This window comes from Streptomyces sp. NPDC054813 (assembly GCF_053611365.1).
This window is the reverse complement of sequence record NZ_JBSHAF010000001.1, coordinates 704,029-716,828: the sequence shown is the minus strand read 5'-3', so window position 1 is coordinate 716,828 and position 12,800 is coordinate 704,029. Positions and strand designations below refer to the sequence as shown.

Annotated in this window: 6 protein-coding genes; all 6 read left to right on the top strand. The window is 72.3% G+C overall.

All coding sequences use genetic code 11. From position 1 onward, the window contains the following. Window positions 1-147: 147 nt before the first annotated feature. The 6 genes from ACWGJB_RS03045 to ACWGJB_RS03020 all read left to right on the top strand — a co-directional run bounded on the left by ACWGJB_RS03045 (window position 148) and on the right by ACWGJB_RS03020 (window position 12,714). On the top strand, window positions 148-2,121 hold the full coding sequence (locus ACWGJB_RS03045; RefSeq protein ID WP_453378514.1) for a discoidin domain-containing protein: 1,974 nt from the start codon (window positions 148-150) through the stop codon (window positions 2,119-2,121). A gap of 90 nt (window positions 2,122-2,211) precedes the next feature. Beyond that, complete coding sequence (locus tag ACWGJB_RS03040; RefSeq protein WP_453378513.1) at window positions 2,212-2,826, top strand: class I SAM-dependent methyltransferase; 615 nt, start codon at window positions 2,212-2,214, stop codon at window positions 2,824-2,826. A 138-nt stretch (window positions 2,827-2,964) separates the two neighbouring features. Then, the gene (locus tag ACWGJB_RS03035) at window positions 2,965-3,948 is read left to right on the top strand and encodes a hypothetical protein (RefSeq protein WP_453378512.1); all 984 of its coding nucleotides are present in this window, start codon (window positions 2,965-2,967) and stop codon (window positions 3,946-3,948) included. An 85-nt stretch (window positions 3,949-4,033) separates the two neighbouring features. Continuing rightward, window positions 4,034-5,881, top strand: a complete 1,848-nt coding sequence (locus ACWGJB_RS03030; RefSeq protein ID WP_453378511.1) for an HSP90 family protein — start codon at window positions 4,034-4,036, stop codon at window positions 5,879-5,881. A 2-nt stretch (window positions 5,882-5,883) separates the two neighbouring features. Next, entirely contained in the window at window positions 5,884-8,817 is a 2,934-nt protein-coding gene (locus ACWGJB_RS03025; protein WP_453378510.1) for a hypothetical protein, read from the top strand. A 573-nt stretch (window positions 8,818-9,390) separates the two neighbouring features. Beyond that, the gene (locus ACWGJB_RS03020; protein ID WP_453378509.1) at window positions 9,391-12,714 is read left to right on the top strand and encodes a GH92 family glycosyl hydrolase; all 3,324 of its coding nucleotides are present in this window, start codon (window positions 9,391-9,393) and stop codon (window positions 12,712-12,714) included. Window positions 12,715-12,800 lie beyond the last annotated feature (86 nt).

The window sequence follows — 12,800 nt, the reverse complement described above, 5'->3', positions numbered from 1 at the left end:
CAACCCCCCCCGACGCGGGCCGCCCGGCCTCTTTCTTCTGCGGGGGGCCCCCCCCCACCCCCCCCCCCCGGGGGGGGGGGGGGGGGGGCGCCCCCGCCGCCCCCCCCCCCCCCGACCGCCGAAGGCCACTCGACCAGAGGAGTCCAGATGGGTGTCACACGCAGAGTCTTCCTAAGGGCCGCGATCGCATCCACCGCGGTGGGAACCGTGGGAGCCACCGGGACCGTGCTCGCCCCCACCGCGTCAGCGGCCAGTGCGCCGGGTGACGTGGTCGGCAAGATCAGCGTCGGCTACCAGGGCTGGTTCGCCTGCGTCGGCGACGGCGCCCCCATCAACGGCTGGTGGCACTGGAGCCAGGACTGGGGCCGGTCGCCCTCCCCGTCCAACACCGCCATCAAATGCTGGCCCGACGTGCGTGAGTTCACCAAGACCTATCAGACCTCGTACGCGAGCCTCGGCAACGGCCGGCCGGCCACGCTGTTCTCGTCGTACGACCAGCAGACGGTGAACACCCACTTCCTGTGGATGCAGCAGAACGGCATCGACACCGCCGCCCTGCAACGCTTCAACCCCACCGGCGGCGAGGGCCCCACCCGCGACGCCATGGCGACCAAGGTGCGCAGCGCCGCCGAGTCGTACGGCCGGAAGTTCTACATCATGTACGACGTCTCCAACTGGACGAACATGCAGTCCGAGATCAAGACGGACTGGACGAACAAGATGTCCGCACACACCGCGTCCTCGGCGTACGCGAAGCAGAACGGCAAGCCGGTCGTCTGCATCTGGGGCTTCGGCTTCAACGACCCCAACCACCCCTTCACCGCCGACGCCTGCCTCGACGTCATCAACTGGTTCAAGAGCCAGGGGTGTTACGTCATCGGTGGCGTCCCGCGCGAATGGCGGACGGGTACCGGGGGCTCGCAGCCCGGCTTCCTGGGCGTCTACCACGCCTTCAACATGATCTCGCCGTGGATGGTCGGCGCCATCGGTAACGTGACCGAGGCCGACAACGCCTACAACACCTACACCGTCCCCGACCAGGCCGACTGCAACGCCAACGGCATCGACTACCAGCCCTGCGTGCTGCCCGGCGACGTCTCCGGCCGGCAGCGCGCGCACGGCGACTTCATGTGGCGGCAGTTCTACAACGTGGTGCGGGCCGGGGTGCAGGGCATCTACATCTCCATGTTCGACGAGTACAACGAGGGCAACCAGATCGCCAAGACCGCCGAGACCCAGGCCTGGGTGCCCACCGACTCCGGATTCCTCGCCCTCGACGAGGACGGCACCGCCTGTTCCTCGGACTACTACCTGCGCCTGACCGGCGACGGCGGCCGCATGCTCAAGGGCCAGATCGCGCTGACCGCCACCCGGCCCACCCAGCCGACCCTCCCCACCGGCGGCGACACCACACCGCCCGCCGCGCCGGGTGGCCTGACCGTCACCGGGCACACCAGCACCTCCGTCGCGCTGGCCTGGAACACGGCGACCGACAACGTCGGCGTGACCGGCTACCGCGTCCTTCAGGTCTCCGGCTCGACCAGCACACAGGTCGGCACCACCGGCGCCACCTCGTTCACCGTCACCGGACTCGGCGCGTCCACCGCGTACACCTTCGACGTCGTCGCCCTCGACGCGGCGGGAAACGTGTCCCAGCCCTCCAACCAGGTCACCGTCACCACCGACCCCCCTTCCGGCACCACCAACCTCGCCCTGCACCGCCCCACCTCGGAGAGCAGCCACACCCAGATATACGCCTCGGGCAAGGCGACCGACGGCGACACCAACACCTACTGGGAGTCCGCCAACAACGCCTTCCCGCAGTGGATCCAGGTCGATCTGGGCGCCGCCACGGGCATCAGACGGATCGTCCTCAAGCTTCCCCCGGCAACCGCCTGGGCCACCCGTACCCAGACCCTGTCCGTCCAGGGCAGCACCGACGGCGGCACCTTCACCCAGCTGCTCGCCTCGGCGGGCTACACCTTCGACCCGGCGACCGGCAACACCGCGACCCTCACGCTCCCCGCCACCGTCACCACCCGCTACGTACGCCTCACCATCACCGCCAACAACGGCTGGCCGGCCGGACAGGTCTCGGAGTTCCAGGTCTTCGGGGCCTGACGCGAACGTGCACGGCCGCGGAACCAGAGCTTCCCGCCGGCGATTCGGCCGCGTCCTCGATCGGCACACGGTCGACCTATAGTGGGCCGCATGAGCCGTTGGCAGGACCTGACCGGGGGGACGTCCGGGGCGGACTACGCCGCACGGTTCGCGGCCGTGGCCCGCAGCGGGAAGGACGTTCACGGCGAGGCGCGGTTCTGTGCCGCGCTCGTGCCCGCCGGAGCGCGGGTACTGGACGCCGGGTGCGGGACCGGACGGGTCATGATCCGGCTCGCGGAGCTCGGGTACGACTGCGTCGGAGTGGATCTCGACGCGTCGATGCTCGCGGTGGCGCGGCAGCAGGCGCCCGGACTGCCGTGGTTCCAAGGAGATCTGACCGCATTCGACGCCGGCCTGCTCGGCATCGCGGCGGACTTCGACCTCGTGGTCGCCGCGGGGAACATCTTCCCGTTGCTCGCGCCCGGCACCGAGGCCGCGGTGGTCGAGCGCCTGTCCGCGGCCCTGCGTCCGGGCGGTCTGCTGGTCGCCGGCTTCGGCCTGGACGAAGCCCATCTGCCCGTGCCGCCCGGCATCACCCTGCCCGAGTACGACGACTGCTGCGCCGCGGCCGGCCTCACCCTCGTCGACCGCTTCGCCACCTGGGACGCCGCCCCCTACGACGGCGGCGGCTACGCCGTCAGCGTCCACCGCCGCCGGACACTCTGACCACCCTCGCGCCCGCCGAACAACCGGCGGGCCCTCCGAGGGGCGCGTGAACCACCGGTGGAAACCCTGTGGAAGTGCTGTCGGTGGTGCCGCTTATGCTGCACCCGGTGATCACGCGGATCTTGGGGAGGGCGCGGCATGTTCGGCAAGCTGTTCGGCAGAGGCGGGGAGAGACCGGCGGCGGACCCGCACACCCTTCCCGTGCCGCGCAAGCAGAACGGGGTCTACAAGCTGCAGGCCCTCGGGGACACCCGGGTGATGGCGCTGGTGGTGGCGGCGGAGTCGGGTGACTGGGACGCGGTCAAGATGGCGTCGGCCCGCTTCGACCTCGGCCGCGACCACCAGGTGCTGGGCGAACTGTCCGACGTGGACGGAGTGCAGGACTGGATCGGCCGGGCCGTCGAGGAGGACAAGGAGCACCGCGCGACGGCCCTGCTGATATCCGGCTCGCGCCACATCATCTGGGGCTGGGAGGCGCGCACCTCCGCGCGGGCCTCGCACGTCTCGCGGGACCAGTGGCGCGTCTTCTACGAGCGGCTCCGCATCGCCGAGGAGCACCTGCTCGAAGCCGCCGAGCTGCGGCCCGAGTGGATCACGCCCTGGCGCCGCCTGCTCACCTCCGGCCGCGGCATGTCGCTGGGGACCGCCGTCAACGAGGCCCGGCTCGACGCCGCGCTGCGCCGCGACCCGCTGGACCTGGAGACCCACATCGAGTGGGTGTCGCACCTTCAGCCGCGGTGGCACGGTGAGCCGGGCGAGGCCCTGGAGTTCGCGCGCAAGGCGTTCGCCGACGCCCCCGACGGCCATCGGCTCGGCTGTGTGGTCGCCATGGCCCATATCGAGGACTGGGTGGAGTCCGACGACAAGGAGTGCCTCGACACCCCCGAGATCCAGGGCGAGTTGAGGAACGCGGCCAAGCGCAGCATCCTCCACCCCGGCTACCAGCGGCGCCCGGGCTGGCAGGAGGACTTCAACATCTTCGCCATGGCCCTGTCGCTGGCCTCCGAGAGCGTGGTGGCCCCGCGCGTCTACCACGAGCTGGACGGTGCCTTCACCCGGTGGCCCTGGACCTACATGGCGCAGCCGGAGAAGGCGTACGCCCGTTTCCGGCGCCACGCCTGAGCCCGCCACCGTCACTGGTGCCTCTCGCACCGCCCGGCACACCTCCCTCTCGCCACCCTTCGACCACCCCACCCCGGACTCCTTGATGACTCTGCCCCACACCCCCGCGAGCCCGGCCGGCGCCGACCGCACCTTCCAGGTGGATCTGCGCGGCCTCGTCGATCTCCTCTCCCACCACCTCTACTCCAGCCCCCGCGTCTACCTGCGCGAACTCCTGCAGAACGCGGTGGACGCGCTGACAGCGCGGCGCGGCCTCGAACCGGGCGCCCCCGCCGACGCGTTCGGCATCCGCCTGTACGCCGACGGTTCGGTGGTCCGGGTGGAGGACGACGGCGTCGGCCTCACCGAGGCCGACGTGCACACCTTCCTCGCGACCATCGGCCGCAGCAGCAAGCGTGCCGAGAAGATCGCCGAACAGCGCGCCGACTTCATCGGCCAGTTCGGCATCGGCCTGCTCTCCTGCTTCCTGGTCGCGGACGAGATCCACGTGCTGAGCCGGTCCGCCCGCACCCCCGGCTCCCCCGCGGTGGAATGGCGGGGCCGCGGTGACGGCAGCTACTCCGTCCGCACCCTGCCCGCCTCCGCCCGCCCACAGCCCGGCACCACCGTCACCCTGACGCCCCGCGCCGACACGGGCGACTGGACCCGGCCGGCCCAGGTGCACGCGCTGGCCCGGCACTTCGGCTCCCTGCTGCGCCACCCGGTGACCTTCGACGACGGCACCGGCGGCCGGGGCGCGTCCGTCAATCCCGAGCCCGCACCCTGGGCGCGTACCTATCCCACGCCGGGAGCACGGGCCCGCGCGCTGGCCGCCTACGGCGAGGAGACCTTCGGGTTCACGCCGCTGGACACCATCGAGCTGGACCTGCCGGCCGTGGGCCTGAAGGGCATCGCGTGCGTGCTGCCCGACGCGGTACCGGCCGGGCGCCGTCACGGCCACCGCGTGCACGTCAAGGGCATGCTGCTGTCCGAGCAGGCCGAGGAGATCCTGCCCGAGTGGGCGTTCTTCGTCCGCTGCGTCCTCGACGCCGAGAGCCTGCGCCCGACCGCGTCCCGGGAGTCCCTGTACGAGGACGACACCCTCGCCGCCGTCCGTGACGCCCTCGCCGAACGGCTGCGCGCCTGGATCGCCCGCACCGCCGCCAGCGACCCCGACCTCCTCGGCCGCTTCCTCCAGGCCCACCACCTTGCCGTGAAGTCCCTCGCCGTGCACGACGACGAGATCCTGCGGATGCTGCTGCCCTGGCTGCCGTTCGAGACCACCGCCGGGCACGCCACGCTCGACGAGTTCGCGCGCACCCACCGCACCGTGCTCGTCACCTCCAGCGTCGAGGAGTTCCGGCAGGTCGCGGCGATCGCCTCGGCCGCCGGGCTCGGCGTCGTCAACGGCGGCTACACCTACGACCGTGAACTGGTCCACCGGCTCCCGGAGATCAGGCCCGAGGTCAGCGTCGCCGACCTCGACCCGGCCACGCTCACCGCCCACCTCGACCCCGTCGACCGGGAGACGGAGCTCGCAGCCGCGGCCTACCTCGCCCAGGCCCGTGACGCCCTCGCCGTCTTCGACTGCGACGTCGCGCTGCGCACCTTCCAGCCCGCCTCGGCCCCCGCCCTCCTCCTCGACAGCCGCGAGGCCCGGCACGAGCGCACCCGCTCCCAGCTCGCCCGCGAACAGCAGGGCGGGGTGTGGGGCGACATCCTCGGCCACCTGCGTCAGGAGGCGCCGCGGGCCCAGCTGATCCTCAACCAGCTCAACCCGCTGGTCCGCACCGCCGTCACCATCGACGAGCCCGAACTGGCCCGCACCAGCGCCGAAGCCCTGTACGGGCAGGCCGCGATGCTGTCCCGGCGCCCGCTCAGGCCCGCCGAGTCGAGCCTCATCAACCGCTCCTTCCTCGACCTCCTCGCCCACGCCCTCCGCAAGGACAGCTGACGATGCCGACCGCACCCCATCCCCAGAACACGGACGAGCTGTACCGGGCGCTCCAGGAGAACGACCGGCGCCCCTACGGCCGTACCCGCACCGTCACGGCCGAGGAACTGGTGGACGCCGCCGAGCAGTTCGCGGAGCCCCGCCCGCTGGTCCACGCGCTCCTCGCCCTCCAGAAGGCGTACAACTACGGCTCCGAACCCAGGAAGTCGCCCGTCGTCTTCGCCCGCGTGCTCACCCTCTTCGACGAGCAGCCCGACGTCTTCGACGAGCGGCTGCGGCACACGCTGTTCTGGCGGTTCAAGTGGGTCGCCGTCGCCCTGCTCGCCCTGCCCGAGATACCCCTGGCCAGCCTCCGCCAGTGGCTGACCGAGATGCGCGACCGGTACGAGAAGGCCGATCTCGGACTCCAGCCCTACTACGGACAGGCGTACCACCTCGCCGCCCACGTCGGCGAGGACACCGACCTGGCCTACGAGCTGTGGGCGGGACGGGCCCGTACCCAGCTCAGCGACTGCGAGGCCTGCGAGATCTGCGAGCGCGCCCGCCACCACCTCGCGGCGGGCGACGACGAGCGGGCGCTGCACACCTGGGAGCCCGTCCTGGCCGGGAAGGAGTCCTGCCAGGAGGAACCCGCCCGCTCCGTCTCCCACGCGCTGCTTCCCCTGCTGCGCACCGGCGGCGCCGACCGGGCCCGCGAGCTGCACCTCGCCGGCTACCGCGCCTGCCGCCGCAACCCCTCGATGTCCGGCGAGGTCGGCCGGCACCTGGAGTTCTGTGCGCTGACCGGCAACGAGGCACGCGGCCTGGAACTCCTCGCGGAGAACCGGAACCTGTTCGACGACGTCGACTCGCCGCTGGACCTGCTCGCCTTCCTCACCGGCGTCGAGGTCCTCCTCCAGCGCGTCGAACACCTCGGCCACGGCGACCTGCCCGCCGCCGGATACCCGGGTCGCGGCTGGACGGTGGCCGGCCTGCGCGCCGAGGTACGCGGCCGGGCCGACGACCTCGCCGCCCGCTTCGACGCCCGCAACGGAACCACGGCCCACGCCGACCGCCGTCGGGCCCGCCTCGACCGCGCCCCCCTCCTGGACGCGCTGGAACTGACCCTGCGCACCCGCGGCCTCGACGACGTGGCCCCGGCCGCCCCGCCCGCCGCCCGCCCGGCCACCACCACCGTCCCCGAGTCGCTGCCCGAACTCATCATCCGGGCGCGGGAGTTGGACGAGCAGGGGCATCCGGACACGGTGGTCTGCTGGGCGCGGCTGCGCACGCTCGTCACCGCCCCCGGCTACGCCCACCCCGACGATCCGGCCGTGGGGCCGCTCGCACAGCTGCGTGCGGACCTGCTGGCCGACGAGGCGGGCCGGGTGGGCCAGAAGGACGATTTCGACCAGGCGGTCGCCCTGTGGGAGGCGGCCGCGAGCCTGTACGACGAGGCCGGAGCGCCGGGTCACGCGGCGCTCGCCCGTGCCTGCGCCGTGCTCCCCACGGGGGACATCCCCGCGGAGGGCGGCGACGGACCCGAGGCGAAGGCCGCCGCGCTGACCGCCGCTCACGAGGCCCTGGTCCGGCTGCACGAGGAGACGACCGGCTTCGCCCCGTACCAGGAGGCCCGTGTGCTGCGGCTGCGGGCGAGCGCGCTCGGCCTGCGGCTGCAGACGACGAGGGACGAGGAGCACATCGCGCCGGTCCTCGCCGAGGTGGACCTGCTGCTCGCCTTCGCCACCCGGCACGAGATCGCCGGACAGGTCTCCGGCGCCCGTCTGCTGCGGGCCACCACGTGCGCCCTCACCGGCGACCTGCCCGCCGCGGTCACCGAGGTCGACGCCCTCCTCGACCGGCTGACGGCGGACGGACCCGCCTGGCACCTGCCCCGCACGCTCGGCCTGCGCGGGCGGCTCCGGCTCGGCCTCAGGGACGCGCAGTCCGCGCACGCGGACCTGACCGAGGGCCTGCGGCTGGCCGCCGACTGGCCGTCCGACTCCACCGACACGGCACGCCTGCACGGTGACCTGGCCCAGGCCTGCATGCGCCTGGGCCGGTCCGACGAGGCGCTGCGGCACCTGACGCGCTCCGCGGAGCTGGAACTGCGCCACGGCAGCCGGACGGAGGCGTTCTGCACCTACAGCAACGTGGCCCAGCTCAGCCTGGAACTCGGCCGCGTCGAGGACTGCATCGCGCTGCTCGACTCCCTCCTGGGCGAACCGGACGTCGCCGCCGGCGAGGTGGACGACCGTCTCGTCGCCCAGCTGCGCCTGTACCGGGCCCGCGCGCTGCACGCGGGGGAGGACCTCAAGGCCGCCACGGCGGAGTTCGCCGCCCTCGCGGCCGAGTCGGCCGGCTGGGACGACGACCCCGCGAGCCACGCCGCGATCGCCGCGGAGACCGCCGTACTCCTCGCCGAGTCGGGCGAGTTCGGCCGGGCCCGCGAGGCCGCTGACCAGGCCCTCGCCGCCCACGCCCTGGCCCCGCGCTACGAGCAGCTCAGCGGCAGACTGCGCGAGATCGCCCGTCTCCAGGCCCAGCGGCAGGGTGCCGAGGGGCTGGCCGACGCCCTCGCCCTCCTCGCCGACGCGGGCAGGGTCGCCGACGAGGCCCGGGCCGCGGAGTACGAGGCCCGGGACCGCTCCCTGGACAGTGCCCTCGCCTACGAACACGGGCGGGTCAACGCCTACGCCGGTGAGTACGAGACCGCCCTGGCCGCGCTGGACAGGGCCCTCACCCTGCTGGGCGAACCGGGACCCGACGACGACCGCGCCGGCGAGTGGGCCGAGTGCGTCCGCCTCGCGTCCGTCGTGGAGGGCCTCTACCTGGAGCGCCCCGCGCCCGCCCTCACCCGCCTCGACGCGGCGGTCTCCCGCCTCACCGCTCTGGGCCGGACAGAGGAGACCGAGCCGCTGACCTCCCTGGCGGCCCAGTTGCGCGACGAGGCGTGAGGACGAGGGGGAAAGGGCACCTTCCCTTTCCCCCTCGCCCTCGGCGCACCGACCTTGACCTGGTGTTCGGCCGGCCCGCCCGACGCTCCGGAGGCGCTGCCGCCGCCCCGGCCGAGGCTCGCCCCCGCCGGGCGAGGAGCCTTTGCTGAGAGGCCGTAACTCCCGCAAGGAATCGCACGGTTAGGCGCGGCTCCCGGTCCCTGCCGCGCCGCAGGCGGGCTCGCGTCCGCGACGGCGCGGACCCGCGCTGACGGGCCGGTCGGGGCCGCGGCCGCCGGGTCCGCCACGTCTCCGCCCGTGAACTTCGCACTCAGAAAGTCTTGTTGGCCTCGTTGACACGCCACAAGCACAGGCGTTTCACTCGACACTCGTGCATGGCAACGTTGTCAGGCCGTGGGAGCGACCCGAACCGTTGCCTGTCGCCGGCATTCCGGTGTTTTTCGGCGCGCCGACACCTGATGTGCGAAGCACGAACTGCTGCGGAGGCAACCGATGGTGAGACCCCGACGTCCAGCTGCACCAGCCGACCGAGCAAGATTCCGCCGACGCCTCGTCGCGGTGTGTGTCCTGGGCATGGCAGCGCTGCCGCTTCAGGCGGTCGGAAGCGCCCAGGCCGCGGGCAACGCGACGCCGCCCCTGGTGAAGGACCCCGCGTCCCTCGTCAACCCCCTCATCGGCACCTCCGGTGCGGTGGACACCTTCCCCGGCCCCGACATGCCGGCCGGCATGGTGCAGTGGGGCCCCGACACCACGCCCCACCGCCCGGACGGCGGCGGCTACGAGTACGCCGACAGCAAGATCTCCGGCTTCAGCCTCACCCATGTCTCCGGGCCCGGCTGCCCCGTCGCGGGCGACCTGCCCGTCCTGCCGGTGACCGGTGCGCTCTCCGGCGACCTCGGCGGCACCTCCGTCGGCTTCGGCCACGCCGGCGAACAGGCCGGCATCGGGTACTACCGGGTCACCGATGCCAACGGGGTCAAGACCGAACTGACCGACACTACCCGCGCCGGGCTGGGCACCTTCACCTTCCCGTCGGACCAGCAGGCGAACCTGCTGTTCAAGCTCAGCGGGGGCGCCACCCAGGTGGACGGAACCCGCGTCCAGGTGGTGAACAGCAAGGAGATCAGCGGCGCGGTCGACAGCGGTCACTTCTGCGGCGCGAGCAACCGGTACACGCTGCACTTCGACATCAAGTTCGACCGGCCGTTCACCGCGAGCGGCACCTGGGTCGGCTCCACGATCACCCCCGACGCCACGTCGCTGAAGGCCGGCAAGGTCAGCCGGACCCCGCAGGCCTCCGAGTCGGCACCGCTGAAGGAGAAGCACTTCACCGTCCCGGCGAAGCCGGCCCCGACGATCCACGGGGGCGGTGCCAAGTCCTCCGGCGCGGCCTCCCTCGCGCCGAGCGCCAGTGCCGCATCCCGGTTGTCGACTGCCGCCAAGGCCGCCCAGCCTCCCACGACCGGCGCGAACGGCATGTACCTGACCTTCGACACGTCGTCGAACCCCAAGGTGACGGCAAAGGTCGGTGTCTCGTACACGAGTGACGCGAACGCGGCGGCCAACCTCAGTGCCGAGATCGGGAACTGGAACGTCGGCGCCGTCGAGCGGGCCAACCACGACGCCTGGAACACGGTGCTGAAGAACATCCAGGTCGGCGGCGGATCCACCGACCAGCAGACGCAGTTCTACACCGCGCTCTACCACGCCCTGCTGCACCCGAACGTCTTCTCCGACGTCAACGGCCAGTACATGGGCATGGACAACCAGGTCCACAAGCTGGCCAAGGGGCAGAAGGCCCAGTACGCCACCTACTCGGGCTGGGACACCTACCGTTCCCAGACCCAGCTGATGGCGATGGTCGAGCCCAAGGTCGCCGGCGACGTCGTCACCTCGATGCTCAACGGCTACGACCAGACCGGCCTGCTGCCCAAGTGGGCCTCGAACAACGGCGAGAGCTACGTGATGGTCGGTGACCCGGCCGCCGGCATCATCGCCGACGCGTACGCCTTCGGCGCCACCGACTTCGATACGGACAAGGCCCTCGCGGCCCTCCAGCACGAGGCCACCGTCCCGAACAACGACCGCCCCGGCGAGTCGGTGCGGGACGCGAAGGGCTACCTCCCGCTGGACGGGAGCTACGGCTGCTGCAACTTCTACGGCCCGGTCTCCACCCAGCTGGAGTACGACTCCGCCGACTACGCCCTCGCCGCCTTCGCCAAGTCGCTCGGCAGGACGTCGGTCTACGAGAAGTTCGCCACCCGCGCCCAGGACTGGATGAACGTCTTCAACCCGCAGACCGGTTACCTCCAGGCCAAGAACAAGGACGGCCAGTTCGCGGGCGGTTTCACCCCCGGCACCTCCAACGGCTTCGTGGAGGGCACCTCCGCCCAGTACACCCCCATGGTCCCCTTCAACCTGAAGCAGCTCATCCAGGCACGCGGCGGCACCAAGGCGTACTCGTCCTACCTGGACAGCCTGCTCGACGACATCACCCGGCCGGGCAACACCGACGCCGACCTGAGCAACGAGCCCAGCGTGGAGATCCCCTGGGAGTACGACTACACCGGCGAGCCGTGGAAGACCCAGGCGGCCGTCCGTGACGCCCAGCAGAACCTGTACTTCAACGCCCCGGTCGGCTCGTTCGGCAACGACGACCTCGGCGCCATGAGTTCCTGGTACGTCTGGTCCGAGCTGGGCCTGTACCCGGAGACCCCGGGCGCGGACACCCTGGTGCTCGGCAGCCCGGTGTTCCCGGTGGCCCAGGTGACCGTCGGCGGGAAGACGGTGCGGATCAACGCCCCGCAGGCCGCGACCGACGCGCCGTACGTGCAGTCCCTCGACGTCAAGGGCAAGGCATGGAACGCCTCCTGGCTGACGTACCAGCAGTTCAAGGGCGCGGGCACCATGGACTTCACGCTCGGTACCGAGCCCGACACCTCCTGGGCGTCCGGCCCGTCGGCGGTGCCGCCGTCGGACACCACGGGCGGCGGCCGGGTACTGGCGGCGACCGGTCCCAGCAACGGTCTGGTCCTCCAGCCGGGCACGAGCGATGACGGCACCCTCGACCTGACCAACCTCGGCGGCAAGGCCGTCACGGTCGACTGGAAGGCGACGGCGCCCGCCGGCGTCACCCTGGACACCGCGTCCGGCTCGCTGACCGTGTCCGCCTCGGGCAGCGCCGAGGCGAAGGTCCACGTGACGACGGGCCCGGAAGAGGGCACGTTCCCGGTCACCTTCGCCCTGACCGACCACGACACCGGTGCGGCACTGTCCGGGGCGGCCCTGCGGGTCGCCGTGGCCAAGGCCGGTGCGCTGTGGCCGTACGACACCAACGAGGGCATCTACCCCGACGGCAGCAGCTACTCGGGCGGCTTCGACGGCGGCGGCTGGGCCTTCTCGCAGAACGCGCTGTCGGCGGCCGGTGTCACCAGCGGCTCCACCCTCACGGTCGACGGCGTCTCCTACACCTGGCCGACGGCTGAGTCCGGGCAGCCCGACAACCTGGAGATGGCCGGCCAGACCATCCCCATGCCGGCCGGCACCTCGGGCGCGTCGCTGGGGCTGCTGGGCGCGGCGGTCAACGCGCCGACCGACGGCAGCGGGGTCTCGGGCACGCTGACCGTCACCTACACCGACGGCACCACCTCGCAGGCGACGGTCGGCTTCTCGGACTGGACGCTCAACGGCGGGCCGAGCAAGCCGCTGCCGGGTGACACCACAGCCGTCACCACCGCCTACCGGAACACCGGAAGCGGGGGCCGGGACGGCGTGAAGACCTATGTCTTCGCCACGAAGGTCCCGCTGGACCCGTCCAAGCAGGTGGCGTCGGTCACGCTGCCGGTGACCGGTTCGACCGGCACCGACCACCTGTTCTCCTACGGCTTCGGCCAGTAGGAGCACCTCGGCACCGACGAGGAGGGGCGGGGGGGGGGCCCGGGGGCGGGGGCCCCCCCCCCCCCGCGGGCGCCGGGCGGGGGCGC

Excerpts from the sequence above, each read along its gene's own strand:
- ACWGJB_RS03045 (WP_453378514.1), top strand. The coding sequence starts at position 148 with ATGGGTGTCACACGCAGAGTCTTCCTAAGGGCCGCGATCGCATCCACC.
- ACWGJB_RS03040 (WP_453378513.1), top strand. The coding sequence starts at position 2,212 with ATGAGCCGTTGGCAGGACCTGACCGGGGGGACGTCCGGGGCGGACTAC.
- ACWGJB_RS03035 (WP_453378512.1), top strand. The coding sequence starts at position 2,965 with ATGTTCGGCAAGCTGTTCGGCAGAGGCGGGGAGAGACCGGCGGCGGAC.
- ACWGJB_RS03030 (WP_453378511.1), top strand. The coding sequence starts at position 4,034 with ATGACTCTGCCCCACACCCCCGCGAGCCCGGCCGGCGCCGACCGCACC.
- ACWGJB_RS03025 (WP_453378510.1), top strand. The coding sequence starts at position 5,884 with ATGCCGACCGCACCCCATCCCCAGAACACGGACGAGCTGTACCGGGCG.
- ACWGJB_RS03020 (WP_453378509.1), top strand. The coding sequence starts at position 9,391 with ATGGCAGCGCTGCCGCTTCAGGCGGTCGGAAGCGCCCAGGCCGCGGGC.